The sequence below is a fragment of the Neolewinella persica DSM 23188 genome (genome assembly GCF_000373105.1).
GTDB classification, from domain to species: Bacteria; Bacteroidota; Bacteroidia; order Chitinophagales; family Saprospiraceae; genus Neolewinella; species Neolewinella persica.
Genome location: NZ_KB890443.1, coordinates 56860 through 75073 on the forward strand (window position 1 = coordinate 56860; position 18214 = coordinate 75073).

At 51.3% G+C, this 18214-nt stretch carries 13 protein-coding genes, 1 rRNA gene and 1 pseudogene; 11 read left to right on the top strand and 4 right to left on the bottom strand.

Translation table 11 applies throughout. The features are described 5' to 3' along the window. Position 1 precedes the first annotated feature (1 nt). The 5 genes and pseudogenes from B036_RS0118245 (at position 2) to B036_RS0118265 (ending at position 4033) form a co-directional block, all read left to right on the top strand. The gene (locus B036_RS0118245; RefSeq protein ID WP_020570174.1) at positions 2-871 is read left to right on the top strand and encodes an alpha/beta fold hydrolase; all 870 of its coding nucleotides are present in this window, start codon (positions 2-4) and stop codon (positions 869-871) included. Between the two features lie 130 nt (positions 872-1001). After that, complete coding sequence (locus tag B036_RS0118250; RefSeq protein ID WP_020570175.1) at positions 1002-1595, top strand: hypothetical protein; 594 nt, start codon at positions 1002-1004, stop codon at positions 1593-1595. A gap of 57 nt (positions 1596-1652) precedes the next feature. Continuing rightward, a complete protein-coding gene (locus tag B036_RS0118255; protein WP_020570176.1) occupies positions 1653-2090 on the top strand; it encodes a hypothetical protein in 438 nt (145 codons plus the stop codon). A gap of 39 nt (positions 2091-2129) precedes the next feature. Next, positions 2130-2246 (top strand): annotated as a pseudogene (locus B036_RS33000) (zinc-binding dehydrogenase); the annotation flags it as partial. Positions 2247-2320: 74 nt separating this feature from the next. Further along, positions 2321-4033, top strand: coding sequence for a serine hydrolase domain-containing protein (locus tag B036_RS0118265; RefSeq protein WP_020570178.1), 1713 nt, complete (start codon positions 2321-2323; stop codon positions 4031-4033). A 677-nt stretch (positions 4034-4710) separates the two neighbouring features. Here B036_RS0118265 and B036_RS0118270 read toward each other — a convergent pair. Together B036_RS0118270 and B036_RS0118275 are read right to left on the bottom strand one after the other, a co-directional pair. Beyond that, positions 4711-5382, bottom strand: coding sequence for an NAD(P)H-binding protein (locus tag B036_RS0118270; protein WP_020570180.1), 672 nt, complete (start codon positions 5380-5382; stop codon positions 4711-4713). Positions 5383-5533: 151 nt separating this feature from the next. Continuing rightward, positions 5534-7009: an SLC13 family permease gene (locus B036_RS0118275; protein ID WP_020570181.1), complete on the bottom strand. Its 1476-nt coding sequence runs from the start codon at positions 7007-7009 to the stop codon at positions 5534-5536. 254 nt (positions 7010-7263) lie between these two features. Here B036_RS0118275 and B036_RS32310 point away from each other — a divergent pair, with 254 nt between their 5' ends. After that, positions 7264-9147, top strand: a complete 1884-nt coding sequence (locus tag B036_RS32310) for a carbohydrate binding domain-containing protein (protein ID WP_020570182.1) — start codon at positions 7264-7266, stop codon at positions 9145-9147. 190 nt (positions 9148-9337) lie between these two features. Next, complete coding sequence (locus tag B036_RS0118285; RefSeq protein ID WP_020570183.1) at positions 9338-10855, top strand: alpha/beta hydrolase family protein; 1518 nt, start codon at positions 9338-9340, stop codon at positions 10853-10855. Between the two features lie 6 nt (positions 10856-10861). Here B036_RS0118285 and B036_RS0118290 read toward each other — a convergent pair whose 3' ends face one another. Beyond that, positions 10862-11845 carry an OmpA family protein gene (locus B036_RS0118290; RefSeq protein WP_020570184.1) on the bottom strand — a complete coding sequence of 328 codons (984 nt, stop codon included), beginning with the start codon at positions 11843-11845 and terminating at the stop codon, positions 10862-10864. A gap of 101 nt (positions 11846-11946) precedes the next feature. Here B036_RS0118290 and B036_RS0118295 point away from each other — a divergent pair, with 101 nt between their 5' ends. The 4 genes from B036_RS0118295 to B036_RS0118310 all read left to right on the top strand — a co-directional run bounded on the left by B036_RS0118295 (position 11947) and on the right by B036_RS0118310 (position 17677). Further along, complete coding sequence (locus tag B036_RS0118295) at positions 11947-15102, top strand: sensor histidine kinase (RefSeq protein ID WP_020570185.1); 3156 nt, start codon at positions 11947-11949, stop codon at positions 15100-15102. A gap of 69 nt (positions 15103-15171) precedes the next feature. Beyond that, positions 15172-15816: a response regulator transcription factor gene (locus B036_RS0118300; RefSeq protein ID WP_020570186.1), complete on the top strand. Its 645-nt coding sequence runs from the start codon at positions 15172-15174 to the stop codon at positions 15814-15816. A 235-nt stretch (positions 15817-16051) separates the two neighbouring features. Beyond that, positions 16052-16633 carry a hypothetical protein gene (locus tag B036_RS0118305; RefSeq protein ID WP_020570187.1) on the top strand — a complete coding sequence of 194 codons (582 nt, stop codon included), beginning with the start codon at positions 16052-16054 and terminating at the stop codon, positions 16631-16633. A gap of 51 nt (positions 16634-16684) precedes the next feature. Further along, on the top strand, positions 16685-17677 hold the full coding sequence (locus B036_RS0118310) for a hypothetical protein (protein WP_020570188.1): 993 nt from the start codon (positions 16685-16687) through the stop codon (positions 17675-17677). A gap of 235 nt (positions 17678-17912) precedes the next feature. Here the strand turns inward: B036_RS0118310 and rrf are convergent. Beyond that, a 5S ribosomal RNA gene (gene rrf / locus B036_RS0118315) occupies positions 17913-18025 on the bottom strand. Between the last annotated feature and the right edge of the window lie 189 nt (positions 18026-18214).

Sequence of the window (18214 nt, forward strand, 5' to 3'; positions counted from 1 at the left end):
TATGGACTCATTATTTAAATCCGCATCAGGAAAAAAGGAAATACTTGACTTGTACGATCAAAAGCTGGAAGAACTGAATATCTCCTGCGAGTCAATCTATCTTGAGACAACTTTTGGGAGAACTCATGTCCTGAGAACGGGAAGCCCGACGTCACCTCCGCTTATCCTGATCCATGGGTCCAACGGATGTGCCCCAATAGCACTGGAATGTTATCCGAATCTTAGTTCCAAGTATCAGGTATTTGCGGTAGACGTCCTCGCACAACCCAATAAAAGTGCGGAGGTCAGATTAAGTATGAAGGATGAATCCTACGGTAAATGGGTGAATGAGATCATTACTGAATTGGATATAGACAACGTGACATTAGCGGGGTTTTCCTTCGGAGGTTTAATCATTCTGAAAACACTTGTGTACAAGCAAGACAGCATTAAAGCGGCATTTATTGCTTCCCCGGCCTATATCGTAAACGGTAATCCGCTAAGTGCATTATTCAAGATATTCATTTCCATAAGGCGCTACATGAAGTCACATAAAATGAAGTTTGTGGAAAAATTCTTGTCCGTTCTGTTTACCGAGCGTGATGAATTTGCCGTGAACTTTCTGGGAAAAGTATTTCTTCATTTCAAGATGGATTTTACGCCCGTTCCAGTTATGAATAAAGATGAGGCGCAAAGAATAACAATCCCTATCACCATTCTTGCCGCCAAAAAAGATATAATGTTTCCAGGCGTGAAAATGAAAAAGCGAGCAGAGAAGTTATTTTCTTCTCTGGAGCATTTTATATTACTTGAAGACTCGAAGCACGTACAAGACAGAAAAGGGAATTTGATCTTCGAAGATCTACTATTGAAAAGTAAAAATCTAATGTAGAACGAGAATTGACAATTGATTCAGCACCATTCTAACACAATTATGCCCTGGTAAGTAATATCTGGTAAAACAGTTTCCAAAAGCTGAAAAGGATATTAACAAAAAGCAGGTTCACCCAAAATATTTTTCCATGAAATTTCAATTAATAATATTCTTAGCATTGTCTGTATTGGCTGCTTGCAGCAGTCCAAAAAATACTGGCGTCACCCAACAACCAACGCTAGCCGATTACCAGGTTGGTGAAAAGTGGGTCTGGAAATATAAAGGCGTGACGACGGAAGGGGAAGTACGCTCTGATGGAGTAGACACCAGAGAAATAGTCATGGCTGATGGAGTTTTAGGCATGACAATCGGAAAGGATACCATTCCCGTTACTGATATTGTGAAGAAAGACGAAAGCAAAACACCCAAGTACGCTTGGCCTTTGCAAGTAGGCAAAAAATGGAAATATGAGAACAATTGGACCAGCCAAGATGGGACAACAGGAAGTCAAAGCCAGGATGCCGAGATATTATCCTATCAGGAAGAGAAGGTGGCAGCAGGTACATTTATGGCCTACACCATTAAATACACCGGCAAAACAACTAATTCAAGGGGGTATAATGCGGAGGAGGAGGAAGTTTGGCTTTATGCACCTGCAGTAAAGAATTTTATAAAGCTTACTCAATCCCAAGGTGATTTTTTGTACGTAGAGGAGTTGATCGAATATTCAATACCTGAGTAACTATAGTGGACTCACTCACTCCATCAGGCTCGTTAATCACAACACAAAACACATATTATGAAAAACAAAAAAAATGTATCGATACTGCTTTTAATCATTGCCATTACAATGAGTATTGCTTTCTTTTTAAACATAGAGTTTCTTCAAGGTTTTGAGCTCTATTTTGAACGAGAATACTACAACCAATTCGGCCCCTTAGTAATCAGCATTGAATTGTTTATCGCAGGCTATTACTTATTTATCGAACATCAAAAAGCAAATTTCGCCTTAGCTATTTTTGGGTTTACAGCGCTGTTCGATTTAATTTTCGATCAAATAGGTCTATTCGAGAGCTTGATGCCTTTGTACGGGACATTTATTCTAACTATTTGCGCGATACTCTGTCTGTGGATAGCCTTTCAGAATGTTTTTAAGTTAAAACGGATATCGTTTGTAGCTGTCATCGCAAGTTTTATCTTTAGTGGTATCATTGAGTTGTTTTTCAACTATTTCTAGCTAATTTTTGCAACGTAAACCGCCTTCCTTCGATATTCATTCCAAATGTTTAGTCAAGGAATTTTACGGGTCATCATCTACCAGCAGTACCCACTGGAAGAAGTGGTTGCTGCGCTTGAATACGTTGAGCGTGGGCAAAACCGGGGGGGAATGTGATACTTGCGGTAGTTTAGCTCTTGCATGATCCTCGAAGATTAACTTACCGAGCCTCCAAATGTAAATCATTTATCATGCAATTATCTTACCCCTTCATGCTCCTGCTTTTCCTATTTTGGGGTTGTAATTCGAAGCCCAAAGCATGGGACGGTCCAACTTTGACCCAGGCCCGAACGCAGATAACCGTTACGGAGTTGACCGGTGGGAAAAATCTATCACTAGTAGACCTAAGTTTCTTTACCAAGCCTCCTTGGGCATCCGCTGCGAAACATTCTTTGCAAGGCACCATTAGCATTCAGGAATCGGAACTTGACTATCCTAAAGAGAAAGAATATTATCCCGGGGAAGACATCTTTCCGGCCCTTCAACTAGACTTTCTGACGCACCGTGGAGCCATCATTCCCCGCAACAGGAATAGGATCAGCACGAAGGATCAGCGTTCCAGTTACTGGGATGTAATCGTCGGCACGGGGGAGACCTGGCAAGAAGCGGGAGATGGCGAATGGAGCCGTGCATCCTTGCCGCTTACACTTACTGACCGATGGATTGGCACCGCCAGAAACTGTGTTGCCTCTTTTGTTTTCAAGCCCGATTCCATCAGTAATATCTGTTTACAGTGTAGCCAGGAAACGGCGGATATTGATGACAAGGGATTGGCCAACATCAACGGGATGTTATCTGCAGACTTGCAGGATAAGCAGCTTGAAGACACCGCACAAATCATCCAGGCGTATCAACAGGCGGAAGCGGCAAGGCTGCCGCTGCGGCCGCTTAGCGAATTCGACCGAAAAGGTAAAATTGCCAGCTATTTCGACCGGATGATCGTCACCAATGCGCCAACGAGTCTGGGGGCCATATTTTGGAACGATACGCTTTTCCTGCACCCACCAAAAACCCGCCATGGAGACTACCCCTATCCTGATGAGATGCGGCACGGATTGTACTCCGTCACCAAGAGTATGGCGGGCGCGCTCTCCTTACTCTTTCTTGAAGAACGTTACGAGGATGACTTGTTTGACCTGCCCATTACGGACTATGTCCCGGCCCTTGCTGACCATCCCGGCTGGAAAGGGGTGACGTTTTCTCATACGCTGAACATGGTGACTGGTGTCGATGGAGGTGAAGACCCGGAGCGCTTGCTCAACACCCTGATCGTGGCCGAAACCGCTGAAGAGGCGATCAGCAACATTGCCCAGCTCCCGGATGTACCGGCGTTGCCGGGGCAACAGTTTAATTATGCTTCCACTAACCTATTTGTCTTGTCCTACGCGCTGCAGCAATACGTGATTACCAAAGAAGGTGAGGGCGTTAATTATTGGGACCTGGTGCGAGAGGAGGTGCTCACCCCCATCGGTGCCGGGCAGTTTATGGTTTTACCTACCATCGAACGTGATTCGACGGAGGGCATTCCTATCCTTGCTTATGGTGCCCTGCCAACCATTGACGAGGCGGCGAAAATTGCGCTGTTGTTTGCCAACGAAGGCAGCTTCCTGGGTAAGCAACTTCTCGCCAGGGAGCAAGTCCGGGACATTTTTGGCAAAACCAATTGGGGTGGCCACAGTACTGGTAATGATTTTCGGGGGAGTGGTTACCAGCACGGCTTCTGGTCGAAAGTAATTAACGCAAACGGGTGTCCCGTCAAGGCGACCTATATGCTGGGGTTTGGGGAAAACTACGTGATTTTTCTACCCAGCGGCGCCATCATCTTCCGGTTTTTGGATGAGCATGATCTGGACGTGAGTGCATTGATCGTGGCCGTAGAAGGAATTGTTTCTTCGTGTGATTGATTGGGGCGCGGCCGCAGGTGCAAGGGCAGGGACGAAGCAGCAAGGAGGGCCGTAAAAGACTGCTGCGAATCTGTTAAGGAAGACTTTTAGTAGGATGTTACTTTCAGCCACTGCTCTTTCGTTGATCCTGCTGCTCACCGTCAGAATTATTACCAGTGTTTTCGGAGGAGGTCTACTGCAGGGCACTTTAAGGAGGCTTTGAGGTAAAGATTCAGGGACGCTGGGCGTCCCGTTAGCCCGCCTTCCTTCGTTACCTGGGACTGCGTCGTTCCTCCTCCGTCCCAGGTAACTAAAATTAGGTCGCTACGCGACTACGTCATCATATCTAAGTTGATAACAGTTACTTCATTCTTTCCTCCACGCATCGGGATTTTCGATAGTAGAAATTTCCGGGTGGTCGCATGACACAAGCAATCTGAGTTTTTTCCCTTTACGAACTTGTCCTCTTTTGAAAAATCTGGGCACTGACTCTGAGTCTTCATATCGCTTACCATCTATATGGTAGTAGTATTTCAAAGAAGGCCTCTTCGTTGAGCCAACTATTCCAATCACTTCCCCCGAAATAACCGAGGTGCATTCAGCTAACGCCTTCCTATCGCTGTACCCAACCCAATATCCATAGCCCAAGAACAGGATCAGAAATAAAGTAGACAGACAAGATTCTATAGTTCTCCCATTCATGAATCTAGCTCTACCTGGAATTCATCCCAAAAAAGCTCCTCATACCTCACTCCATCCTGGAAAACATTCCGCGCCATAGCGCTACCCAGATCCTCCACCTTTACCCCCTTATACTTCCGCGCACCGCCAAAAAACAGCTTATCCAGGACCGGCCAAATCGCCAGGGCGACTCCCTGCACAAAGCCATACCGGTTAGTCGGCGTAAGGATCATGGAAGGCTTGAAGATGCTCAGGCGATCGAAGTCAAGTTCCTTCAGGGCTTCCACCAGTTCTCCCTTCATCCGGAGGTAATAGTTAGAAGATGTTGGATCAATCCCTACCGAGGACAATAATTCAAAGTGCTGTACGCCGGCTACTTTGCAGGCTTTAGCAAAATCAATCACCGCCAGCTTATCGATTTTCTCAAATTCTTCCTTCGATATTTTTGAAGGCTCACCCACTCCCAGTGTACATATTGCCACCTGATGGCCCGTCACCAAATCCGCGTAGGATTCCGGAGCGAAGATGTCCACCTTGTGCTGCGTGACGCGGTCGGCGGGCATATCTGGGATACCCCTACGGCCAAGGAGGGTGATTTTTTCAGCACGTGGGTCCTTCAGCAAGGTTTTCAGGGCTTCGCCGCCTACGGCGCCGCTGGCGCCGAGCATGATGATGGAGGTTGGCTGCATAGTAAATGGTTAAAGGGAGAATGGGTAAAATGGTGCCCGCAAGTTACAAAAACCCGGAGGCCGTCGGACCGCTCGCAAGGACGGCGAAGCCGTCGTGCAGGCGGTCGGGCGGCTCGGAGGGAGGCAGCTATTCTATCTTTTCCTCATGCTATCATTCATTCCATCCCTCCGGATACACCGTCAAATCCATCTCCAACACCACCGGCAAGAGGTAATACACGAACAAGACCGTCAGTCCGATAGAGAGTAGGTTGAGTAAGAAGCCCGCCCGAACCATATCCCGCATTACGATTTGGCCAGAGCCATAAGCAATGGCATTGGGAGCCGTAGCAATAGGCATCATGAAGGCGCAGGAGGCAGCTACGGTCATCCCGGTCATCAGGCCAAGCGGATGGACGTTGATGGACAACGCCAGGGCCGCCAGCACTGGAATCATCAGGGTACATGTTGCCATGTTCTGCGTTAGTTCAGTGAGGTAGTTGACGAGGGCGACTACAGCCAGCAGAATCAGCCAGTAGGGTAAGCTGGCAAGGGAGGTCATTTGGCTGCCCAGCCAGGTTGTCAGGCCGGAGGCTTCGAAGCTGCCCGCCAGGGCAAAGGCGCCGCCAAATAGCAGGATAATCTTCCAGGGGAGTTTGCGGGCAGTGTCCCAATCCATCAGGAAGGTATCCCGCCGGTTTCGGACGGGCAGCAGGAAAAGGCTGATGGCACCGATCAGGGCGATGGTGGTGTCGCTGATGCCGGGGAAGATTGGCGCCAGCAGGGCCTTGCGGAAGATCCAGGCCAGGGCTACGGTGCCGAACACCAACGCAACTAACTTTTCTTCGCGAGTCATCCGTCCTAATCTTTGCAATTCAACGTTTATTGCATCCCGCGCCCCCGCCACCTGTTCCGTATTCAGTTTAAAGGCATTGAAACTCAGGTGCCACCAAAGCAAGCCCAACAACACGGTCACCAGGGGAAACCCGAAAAGAAACCAGCGGTCGAACGGGATTTCATAGTCGTACAAATCTTTGACGCCCTGCACCAAAATCAGATTTGTAGGCGTGCCTACGATGGTGGCCATCCCGCCGATAGAAGCGGAGAAAGCGATGCTGAGCACCAGGGCTTTGCCAAAACCCGTTGAGCCATCATCTGCAGACATGCGGCTGATCTGGCCGATGATGGACAGGGCGATCGGCAACATCATCAGGGTCGTCGCCGTGTTGGATATCCACATTGACAAGCCGCCGGTAGCGATGATAAAGCCCAGTAAAATCTGTCGTTGATTCGTCCCGGCCAAACGGATAACGTTGAGGGCGATCCGTTTGTGCAACTCCCATTTCTCCATGGCCAGCGCGATGATGAAGCCCCCCACGAAGAGGAAGATGATGGGGTTGGCATAAAAGTCTGCCACCGCACGTACGGGCTGCACGCCAAGCAACGGAAACAGGACCAGTGGAAGCAAGGAGGTCATGGCAATTGGCACGGCCTCCGACAACCACCACGTCACCAGCCAACAGGTGGATGCCAGGACGGCCTGCGCGGCCGGAGGCATCCCGCCGGGTGCCGGCAGGAGGAGTACCAGCAAAAAAAGCGATGGTCCCAGCAGGGTAAAAAATTGATCGGGGAGGCGGATTAGCCGCATGATGGAAGATGGCTTATCTGCCCAAGGTAGGACCTACCAACCAGTACTGAATAAATTAGTCGCACCTTTCAGTCCACAATTTTGGTACTCATGATAGGCTGCTCCGGCCGCTTTGCGGATACTATGCTTTCGTTAATGGAGCAAGGAAGACCAAACACTACAACATAATGCTAAATCAATAGGGCTCATCCGTTCCTGACCGGACAGATCGGTGTGAGAGAAGTATTATTGTTCAACTTCAATTACCCCTCCAAATGAAACAATTACTGTCTCTCCTCCTGTTCCTCTCCCTGATACTTCTGCCCGCTGTTGTAATGACTCAGGTGGCTCCCCGCCCACCGGTCAACCAACGCTGGATTATTAATGAAGACTACACTGACGAATTCAATGAAGAAACACTTGACTTGGCTAAATGGTACGACTATCATCCGCGTTGGGTCGGCCGGTCTCCCGCCATCTTCCTACCCTCCCAGGTGAGTGTTTCCGACGGCAACCTCCAAATCAGGAACGTCCAACTGGCTCAGGATACCGTCGTTACGCTGTTTGATGGCACCAGGGTTACCTACAATATTGGGGCCGGTGCCGTCATCTCTCGTAAGATAACAGCGCATTTCGGCTACTACGAAGTAAACATGCAAGCCAGCCGGGTTTCCATGTCCTCTACGTTCTGGTTCAGCAACCCTGGTACTTCAGGTGACTGCCCAACGTTCTCCACCGAGCTTGACGTGATTGAAACCATTGGTGCACCAAAGCAATTTCCTAATTTTGCCACCAGCATGAAGTCCAACACCCATTACTTCGAGCGCGATTGTGATGATTCACGTACGGACTATGAACAGACGGGAGATGCCCCCATCGGCGGGAATAGCGCGGATGACTTTCACCGCTACGGTGTCTGGTGGAAAAATGGAACCCAGATGGATTTCTACATCGACGGTGTGAAAACACATTCCATTACCCGTAGAGCAGACAAACCACTGGAACGGGAGATGCACCTTAACATGGTCACCGAAACCTACAATTGGCAGACGCCGCCCACCCCAGAGGAACTGGCTAACGAGGCGAATAATGCCACTTACTACGATTACGTAAGGGGAATGGAACTGCTTAACATTGACGCCGACGTACCAATGGAGGGTTCTCCAGACGGAAACTTGGTGAAAAACCCAGGTTTTGAAGCTGGCGATTTCACCGACTGGATAGGCTGGGGCGGCAACCCGCGGGAGGTCGTGATGAATAACCAAAGTGCAGGTGACTATGCGGCCCGCATCGTCGGCGGTGGTGCCCCGGAGCAGGTCATTGAAGTTACCCCCAACACCGAGTACATCCTCAGCTGCATGGCCAAAGTTGTCACCGGGCAGGTAGCTTTAGGGGTAAAGCCCACCGACTCCAATGACATCATAGCTTCAACAAACATTACCCGAACGGAGTATGCTGATTACAGTGTAACCTTCAACAGTGGCGCCCGGAGCCAGGTCAAAATCTACTTCTTCGCCATGGCCGGTGGTAACGAAGCTTTCGGTGATGAGTTTTCGGTTAAACCCGTAGATGGCGGAGGAGAGCCCGAGCCCATTCGCTACGTTCAGTTTTCGGACGGCGTCGAATTCCTGGAGTTTCCTCAGGTTGAGGTAGATGACACCAACATTCCAGCGCGCTTACTTTACCAGGCCAATACCGACCGTCAACTTTTACTGGTTCTTCGGGACGAGGCAGGAGCGGAAATAAGCAGTCAACCCTACGCTGCAAAAGCCGGATATGGTCACCGCCTGGTGGACTTCCCTATCGACAATCCACTGGAAGACGGAGCGACCTACACCCTGGATGCGGAATTACGCCAGATCGAAGATAACGAGCTGACCCATCTTAGCCGACTGCGGTTCGTCGTAGGAGGAAACACCACCAGCAACCGCAACCCACAACTGGTAAAACCGGGCATCAGCCCTAACCCCGTAGCAGGCGAGCTGAGCATCTCCGGCGTCGACCGGGCAAGCAGGTTCATCGTCCATGACGTTGCCGGTCGGCAAATCATGCAGGGAACACTACCGGCCAGCGCACGGCTGGATGTACGTAGTCTTCAGACAGGTGTGTATTTGTTGTCCTTCGACAACCGTGCACCCGTCCGTTTTGTGAAGCGGTAGGCCTTTACCTTAAGGTAGATTATTAAAGAAATGCGAAGTAAGGGCTGGAATCTCCACCATTTCCCAGTCTTCCTGCATCTTACCGAAAGGTGAATCCTGGAATTAGCCGATACGACAAGTTGACGGCCCACTACTCCTCCCGGGGTTCGATCCAACTTGCAAGCCACATTCAAAAGCTTATCGGTAAGCCATGAAATCTGTTCTCTACGTGCTGTTATGCTGCACGACCTCCTTATGTGCCCAACTAACGCTTCCTGAAGGGAACTACCTTGGCTATCTCCAACTCTCCGATGGGATACACCCCATTCGGTTAGCGCTACATAATGATTCTACCATTGTCCGACTACCTGAACTTTCCCCAGACACAAAAATCCTGGGCGAATATGACGGTAGCAACCTTCAATTTGCTTTACAGCATACGGACTGGCGACTGAATTTTAACGAGCAGCAAAATCGACGGTATACCGGCACGGTAATACGAAATGGAGAGAGCGGTCAGGTAAAGTTGTACTTGTTGGCGAAAGACCAATCAATTGATACTGCCCCATTCTGTCAAAACTATTCCGTCTATGATCACGGGGTGCTCAGCATCTGGCAGCAGCAAGGGACTTTACGAATGCACTCTCCCGTTTCCGGCCGGGTTAGCAGGTTATATAAAATCTTCCCGACTGAATTTGTTAGTGATGCCGGTGAACACCTTTCTTTCGCCAGCCTGCATGAAGGAGCCTACCAGGGAGGTTGGTACAGGTTTGGCCTTAGCACAACTCATCACATAGACCAACTCCCGCCCTTGGCTACTACGGTCATTAATCGCCAGGAAGTAATGATTCTTGGCGACACCGTAGGTATGTCCCTTTACCTACCCGGGGGAGACGGTCCCTTCCCTGCTTGTATCATCCCGATGGGCGCTGCCAATTACGAACGGTGGATCTATACAATGGAGGCCCGTATCCTTGCTGCCCACGGCATTGCCACGCTCATTTACGACAACTATGGCTCCGGTAAATCAGGAGGAACACTTCAGGACAAAACCTTCGCCGATAAGCGAGACCAGGCTGTAGCTCTACACAACTGGCTGGCGGTTCAGCCGAAAATTCAGGCCGACGGTATCGGTTTTCGTGGCGGAAGCCAGGGTGGCAGGCTCTCCCTGATGGCTGCGGCCAAAGTTCCGAACACCGCATTCGTCATCGCCCTCTCTGCACCCCTGGAAACGAGACTCGACCAACAACTCTACGCCTTTTCCGCCCACCATCGACAGCGTGGTTTCCCGGAGGAGGCGATTGCCCGAAACGCGGACTTGTGGCGGCGTTTTTTCCAGGCCGTTGCCAATGAGCGGTCTGATGTCTCCATCGATCCTGACCTTGCTGCTCTGCGAAGTGCTCACCCTCAAATGATTCTGCCCCAGCCAACAAACGGGCAGGTCCCCAGCCTCCCCTGGGCGGCCGACCTGAAGGACGACGGCAGAACATATCTGGGTAAGATCAATTGTCCCGTGTTGGCATTATACGGCACGGAGGACGATCGCGTACCCGCGAGACGAAGTGCTAACCTCTTGCGCGAAGGCTTGATAAAAGCTGGCAAGCAACCACCAGAAATCATCCTCTATTCCGGTGCAAGCCACGCCTTCCAGCTTCCGGGCCAGCGCATCGTGCCCGGGTTATTTATGGATCAGGTTAGGTTTATCCGGTCGGTAACGCAGACTAAGTAGGCAGACCTACTTTCTTAGCACCAACTCTACCCTCCGGTTTAATGCCCGCCCGTCTTCCGACGAATTGTTAGCTTTTGGCGCAAGGAAAGCGACGCCGTCGGGGGTAAGCCGTCCTTTGGCGATTCTATGATTAGTCTCCAGGTGATTCACCACCGCGGTGGCCCGATCCAGGCTAAGTTTCCGATTATAGTTAAGGTTTCCGGTCATGTCCGTATGCCCTACAACAAATAATTGCACCTGCGGCCGCGCCACCAGATAAGCCGCAATCTCTGCGATCACCTCATCTGAAGCGGGCTTAAGCTTTGCTGAGTCGAAGTCGAACTCAATGCCATAAATACTAACACTTCCTTTTGCCGCCAACTCGTCGGCCAGGTAATCGGGGTCAAGACTCACTTTACCCAATTCAGCATCTTTGGTCTCCAGAATATCCACCAGAAAATTGACCAGTTTGCTACTGTGCCTTTCGCCGTAGATGGCAACGTACACGGGCCCGGACGGGCGGTCGACCCGGCCCATAAGCGCAAACTTTCCACCGGCAGAAGCGGTACCCGCAAAGAGCTTACTCGCCGAAGAATTCGGGGGCTGTTGCTTACCCAACGCTACGCCAATCCACTGGCTACCGCCAAATTCATTAGCCTTCGGCCGTAAGGCCTTATTGATGACCGTAATGCCCGCGTCCTGAAATGCGCGCAGGTAATCGGCGTACACTTCCCCGATCGAGACTTCTTCCGGGCTTCCCGTAATCTCATAGTAAATCCGGTATAACTGACCAGCATGTTGTTCCCGTTCCTTGATGTAGCGGTAGCTTGTAATCGGCCCCGTAGCCAGGTCGTACTCAAAGTACTTTTCCGTCTGGTACCAGGCAATCTGGCTACCCGGGTAGCGCGTAAGTAATGGGTGATCTTCGGCCCCGGGAACATCCGTTTGCGCGCAGACTAAAGCGGGTACAAACATGATGGCGAGGAAGACAAGTAGTAGGGATCGGGTCATAAGCAGCAATATATTTGTGACAAAAGACTTCTTTTCCGGCACAAGACACCATCACCCATATGAGTGATTTATTACATTAGCGGAGAATCCCACCACATTTTATGCGCTGCATTCTGTCTTTCCTCGTGGTTTTGAGTTTGCCGCTGACTGCCCAGCAGTCGGTTCAGCGGTTTCCGGAAGGGCATGCTCTCACCACTGGCTACATCACCGGTGTACTGGAAAGCAGGGACGGATTTATGTACGTAGCCAGCCAGGCGGGATTGCGTCGTTATGATGGCGAAGAAGTGGTACAATTAGGCCCATCGTTTGGAGGTCTGGCCGGATCGCCCCACACCCTCATCGAAAGCCAGGATGGCAATATCTGGATTGGACACCACCTGGGCATCACGCGCTACGATCCCGCCAGGGAACGCTACACCAACTATAATCTTCCACAAGATGCGGACCTCACAGCGCCCCATAAAGGCCCCCTATTCAGGCTCGCAGAAAATGATGCCGGAACGACCATTTACGGCCTCACGGAAGCAGGCATCGTGCTTTTTGATCAGCAAGACCTTCGATTTCGCCCCCTTTCCTCTCTGCGGAACCAGCAAGACAGTCTTGGTACCGGTCACTGTACCGACATCGTCAGAACCCCGGACGGTAATTTCCTACTGGCCTGTGCCGGCGGTATTTTCCGCCTCGATGACGGCAATTTGCAATTATCTGCTGGCTACACCGATACCGCTCACCGGCTGGAAGGCTTCGCCTTATCACCTACACCTGAAAATGGCGTTTTGCTGGGTGGGCGGGAAATTATTTACCGGTTTGTTACCGATCAAACCGGCGGCTTACAGCTTGTTGATTCACTTGATCTTGCGCCCGGCGAGAACGCTGACCGCAGCCTCTGCCGGGACATTGTGTCGCTCCGTCAGGACCAGTTCTACGTGGCCACTTACCGGGGTCTTTATCAGCTACGATGGACCCCCGGCATTCGCTTTGATTCCACGATCATCCAGGCCACCTATCGGCACGAACCTGACGATGATCATTCCCTTTCTTCCGATCAATTAAACCATTTAGCGCTGTCTTCCGGTGGATTACTATGGATTGGTACCAGGAAAGGCCTTGACCGTTTGCCCGTTGGAGAGACCCCCTTCAATAACTTTCGACGTAAGCCAGGCGAGTTGGAACTTTGCAACGACAACGTAAAGGGCACGGCCGTTGACGCGGATAACGGAATCCTCGTGGTAGGTACCACGACCGGAGTCTCACTATTTAATTTCCGATCTGAAACCTGGACTTGCTACACGCCCGACAACCTGCCAGGCTTCCGATCGCCGTACCTCATTAATGTAGACCCCGGTCCGGAGGAGCATACCTTCTGGTTACTTTACCGTAAGGGAGGAGCTGATCTGTTAGACATCACCAACCCCGAAAAACCGGTGGTGCGACCAGGCATTCATCCCGTTGGGGAAACCGACGTCACCCATGCTTACGAGGTCGCTTACCGGTCAGACGGGACCTGCTATATTGCCACAGGCCGGGGAATTTACGTATATGATCCGCTGACCGGTGATAGCCATTGGCTCCAGAACGACCCCGCCGACTCCACCAGTTTGCCGGATAACTACTGTTATGCCGTATTAGTTGACGACGCTGACCAGCTATGGGTAGGCACCCGAAACAAAGGTCTTTGCCGAATGTATGAAGGCGAAGCAGGCACTGGATTCAACTCCTGGATGCGTGACCCGGACGACCCCGCCAGCCTCAGCAGCAACCTGGTGCTAAACCTCTTTGAAGACAAAAACCGCAACCTTTGGGTAAGTACTGCCGGTGGCATCAGCCTATGGGAAAGCCCTGGAAAATTCCGAAACTTCACCAGTACCGATGGCCTGCCACATCCGCTCAGCTACGGTATTTTTGCCGATGCCTCCGATCAGTTATGGAGCGTCCAGGGCGGACAAATCACCCAAATCGGACTGGATAATGAGGATAAGTTTATCGTCGGAGCCGGTTTCCGGCAACGGGATGGCATGACTGATGATTTCTGCACGCAGTACGGCTGGTCTTCCCTCCCGGACGGGCGCCTGACGATCAGCCACCCGAGCGGCCTGTCAATGTTTCACCCCGACAGCCTTCGTAAAGACAAGTACCTACCTTCGGTAGTGCTCACCGACGTTCAGCTGTTTAATCAATCGGTAACCATCCGGGGAGGCATTGCCGATACAGTCAATGCTTTTACCCTTCCGGTGTCCCCGCCAAGATTACAGTCCTTATCCCTGCCGCCCGGGCAAAATTTCGTGAGCCTGTCCTTTGCGGCTCCGGAGCATCGGCCGTTTCACGAAGTTCGCTATAGTTGGCGGATGACCGGGATCCAGGAGACGTGGGTAGATACGGATGGGCGAAATTATCTTTCTTTTCCCAGGCTTCCTCCCGGAGATTACCTTCTGGAACTACGTAGTGGTGGGTTGCACGTTGGCTGGTCCGATCAAATTCGCAGGCTGGCAATCCATATGGCCGCACCGTGGTACCAACGGTGGTGGGCGTACATGCTGTTTGCCTTAGGTGCCGCGGGCATCGTTTTTTGGGGAACCAGATTCGCGGAAAGGCAACGGCAAAAGGTGGCGGCTGCCCGGCTGGAAGAACGGGAGGAGTTGCGCCGGCGCAGTGCCCGGGATTTCCACGACGAAGCCGGGAACCACCTGAGCAGGGTGAGCCTGCTTACCTCGCTGGCGGAGCGTCAGCTTTCGGCGGAAAATAATGAGGAGGCGCGGACGCAGGTGCAGGGAATGTTGAAAGAGATAGGTGCCAACACCCAGGTGGTGCGGGAGGGGATGCGGGATTTCATCTGGGCACTCGACCCCGACAACGATAATGCCGGAGAGCTGGCACTCCGGCTGAAACGTTTCGGCCAAGAGCTTTTTGCCCATCATCCGGGTGATTTCAGAGCGGGTCCCTTTTCTCCTGACCTAAGCAAATTATCGTTGCAGGCCGATGAGCGCCGTCACCTCATGCTCCTTTTCAAGGAGGCGATGCACAACAGTCTCAAACACGCCCCCGTAGCCACTAAACTATCCCTTAGCATTCAACAGCAAGCCAATCGGCTCATTCTGGATTGGACCGATGATGGACCTGGCTACGCCAACACCGTTGGGGATGATGGTATGGGGATGAAAAGCATGCGGACCCGGGCGGCCAAGATCGGCGCTGATTTTGACGCGTCGGGAAACAACGGCTGCAAGATTACCGTCAACCTCCCCATCTCCCCCAAATGAGGGATGGCTCATTTAGCTGCCAGGGGTTAATTTTCAGTTTTGGTTTCACCAATTTCGAAGTCTTCTACCATGACCTATCCAAATTCGGCACCTCCTTTAGAACTTGTGGTCCTCGAAGATGATCCTCAGATCCGGGAGCTGCTGCGTGTTTTGCTGGACGGATCGCCGGGGTTCTGGTGCCGCCACGCCTTTGCCACCGGAGAAGACCTGCTGGCAAATCTTTCAGCTATTCAAAACGCGCTGGTCCTCATGGACATTGACCTTGGCCGAGGCATTAATGGCATAGAAACCTTACGCCGGGTCCGTATTTCAAGGCCTGACCTTCAGGTTGTGATGCTGACCGTCCATGAAGATTCCGAATCGGTATTTGAAGCCCTGTGTGCCGGAGCGGTGGGCTATCTTGTTAAAGGGATTTCACCGGTGAACTTACTGGCGGCCCTGACCGAGGCCGCCGCTGGTGGAGCTCCTATGAGCCCTCAGATTGCCCGTCGTGTCGTTAAAACATTTCATGTCGGCCCAGAGAATCCCCTGACTCCGCGGGAGCAGGAGGTACTGAAGCTGCTTTGTGAAGGGGACAGTTACCGCAGGATTGCGGAACAGCTTCACGTTTCGGGGCATACTGTCCGTAGCCACATCAAAAATATCTACGAAAAGCTACACGTACACAGCCGGGCGGAAGCCGTAGTTAAGGCGCTGCGGGATCGGTTGATTTAGTGGAGTTGTCGGATTATCGGGTTGTCGAGTTTATCAGATTCAAGTCTAAGTATCGTTTCCCCCAAATGAGGTATTGAACGCTTGACAAACCTGGCGGAACTTTGGATTCAGTCACTTTCAGGAATTACATCCAGCAGAGGAAAGGACGTTGCTATTTCAGCCGGCTCTTGTTTTCGCTTTTATTGCACCTGCGTTCGCGCCAAAATGCTCTTCTCTCAATCCATCAATCATTACTATGAAATACTTACTTCCGTTATTTGTCCTGGCCTTTGTCTTTTACGCTTGCGGTGGCGATTCAGCTACTGACGCCTTGCCTTCCAATCCTTACGCGGCGGCCACAAAAATGGCCCAGGACCAAATGGAAGTCCTGCAAGAAAATAATAATCGGGCCGTTTATGAAACTGCCACGATGAAGGAGATGCTGCCCGAAACCCTGCTGGGTCTACCTCGAAAATCTATCGCAGCCAATGGTGTAGGCGCCGGTGGTTTCAAAATGGCTACCGCCAATGCTACGTACCAAGCGGACGGGGAAAGGCGCCGGATTACTGTTACCCTGACCGACGGCATGGGCGGCAACCTCCCAGGTATGGGCATGATTAACAGTTTTACGATGGACAAAGAAGAAGGCACCAAAACCACCAAAACGATGGAGGTGGATGGGCGTAAAGCCGTTCGGGAATTTGATAGTGCCAATAACCGTGGCAGTCTCAGTGTCATCTTTCCCCAAAGCATCGTCCAGATCGAAGGGCGGTACCTCAATGGCATCGGCGATCTGAAAGATGCCTATGATGCGTTGGACCTGGATGAATTGGAATAGATTACTCGGCAGAGGGCATCTTCAACATCGATTTATCCATAATTTAATTACATGAACTGGAAGAAATTACTGTTCGCCACCGTCGCCTGCCTTGCGGCGATCGTTGGCGGCGGCCTAATCGGCGGTTTGCTTGGCCGATCGGCGGCAGAAGGCCAAATGCTGGCCGGCGGGGCCATCGTCGCCTTTTACATGTTGATTGGTGCTCTTGTTGGTGGAGCCTTTGCCGGTTTCCTGACGTACCGCTGGCCCGCACGAAAAGTCGGCTGGATGGCGGTAGTGATGCTGGTCATCGCAGTGACAACCTCGCTTATATTATTTTCCCAAGTAAAAGCACGGGAGGCATTGCGGGGCCAAAAGCAATCGCCGACCACTTCCCTACCTGAGTCTCTACCTTCCCTTCCAGAGGACGAACCTGAAGATACCGTACGCTGGATAACCCAAGAAACCTCCCCCCCGGTGTTGGAGTTGAATCAAGATGGCGGTGAGGCAGTACAGGGTTTCGGGTTTGTCCATGTCCCCTTCACCATGCAAGGCATCAACCTGCTATTTTATTCGGAAGCCGCTCTCGGTGTAGTCCCTAATGACAGTTTGGTGTACACCCGGGAGAACCACCAAAATCAGCTTCAATACGCACCGCCCTACTTCCAGCCATTCTACCTGAAAGAAGACTACGACAGCATGATCCTGCGCCTGCTGGGCACAGCCCCACATCGCGTATTGGTGGAACTGAACGGAAATACCGGCCAGCGTGCCTGGGTGGACCGGAGGGCGATAGACATTAGCTTCTGGCCGGAGTTCCTGTCCCAGGTCTTTGCGGTATATCCGCTGGACCATGAGAAAAACCCGGTGCGTATCAAGCCACAGGACAATGCTTCGGAAGTAAGCAGCATTAGCCGGGACGATTTCCTGCTACCGGACAAAGTGGTCGGTGACTGGATCCACGTCAATGCCATGACGGAGGGGGACTCCGAGCATGGGTTCGATGGTTGGCTTCGTTGGCGTCGGGGCGACCGACTGCTTATTGGTTGGGATTATCGGTTGTAAGTCGGGGTGTCAAGTTATCGGTTTCATGATAACCAGTGATCTGGACAACTGATTCACCTTCCCTTTCCCCCTTTCCTTAATGCCTGGGTGTCCTTAATGGTAATTCCAACGCACGCCTTTCTCCTTAGTGTAATTCCTTACTGCTCTTAATGCCTTAGTGGTCCCCCCCCTACCCCAACCGATGTTCCCCAAATGGAGAAAGCCCCATCGCAAGGTTGCGATGAGGCTTTCAAAAAATTGGCGGTGACCTACTCTCCCGGGATCAAGTCCAAGTACCATCGGCGCTGGGCAGCTTAACTTCTCTGTTCGGAATGGTAAGAGGTGATCCTGCCCGCAATAACCACCAAAGAGTTTGTAATCGACGCTAGCGGACAACCGTAAAGGATGTCCCTGCTAATGCGTGATTCGTTTCTTTAGTGAACGATCAACAAGTTGGGTAAGAGAGACAGCTAAACCGATAACGTCATTCGTATAGATACAAAGACCTAGTTTGCTGATTAAATAAAGTTTGAATGATCCGTAGATCATTCGTTTTCT

Coding starts and splice junctions, on each gene's coding strand:
- B036_RS0118245 (WP_020570174.1), top strand. CDS start 2: ATGGACTCATTATTTAAATCCGCATCAGGAAAAAAGGAAATACTTGAC.
- B036_RS0118250 (WP_020570175.1), top strand. CDS start 1,002: ATGAAATTTCAATTAATAATATTCTTAGCATTGTCTGTATTGGCTGCT.
- B036_RS0118255 (WP_020570176.1), top strand. CDS start 1,653: ATGAAAAACAAAAAAAATGTATCGATACTGCTTTTAATCATTGCCATT.
- B036_RS0118265 (WP_020570178.1), top strand. CDS start 2,321: ATGCAATTATCTTACCCCTTCATGCTCCTGCTTTTCCTATTTTGGGGT.
- B036_RS0118270 (WP_020570180.1), bottom strand. CDS start 5,382: ATGCAGCCAACCTCCATCATCATGCTCGGCGCCAGCGGCGCCGTAGGC.
- B036_RS0118275 (WP_020570181.1), bottom strand. CDS start 7,009: ATGCGGCTAATCCGCCTCCCCGATCAATTTTTTACCCTGCTGGGACCA.
- B036_RS32310 (WP_020570182.1), top strand. CDS start 7,264: ATGAAACAATTACTGTCTCTCCTCCTGTTCCTCTCCCTGATACTTCTG.
- B036_RS0118285 (WP_020570183.1), top strand. CDS start 9,338: ATGAAATCTGTTCTCTACGTGCTGTTATGCTGCACGACCTCCTTATGT.
- B036_RS0118290 (WP_020570184.1), bottom strand. CDS start 11,845: ATGACCCGATCCCTACTACTTGTCTTCCTCGCCATCATGTTTGTACCC.
- B036_RS0118295 (WP_020570185.1), top strand. CDS start 11,947: ATGCGCTGCATTCTGTCTTTCCTCGTGGTTTTGAGTTTGCCGCTGACT.
- B036_RS0118300 (WP_020570186.1), top strand. CDS start 15,172: ATGACCTATCCAAATTCGGCACCTCCTTTAGAACTTGTGGTCCTCGAA.
- B036_RS0118305 (WP_020570187.1), top strand. CDS start 16,052: ATGAAATACTTACTTCCGTTATTTGTCCTGGCCTTTGTCTTTTACGCT.
- B036_RS0118310 (WP_020570188.1), top strand. CDS start 16,685: ATGAACTGGAAGAAATTACTGTTCGCCACCGTCGCCTGCCTTGCGGCG.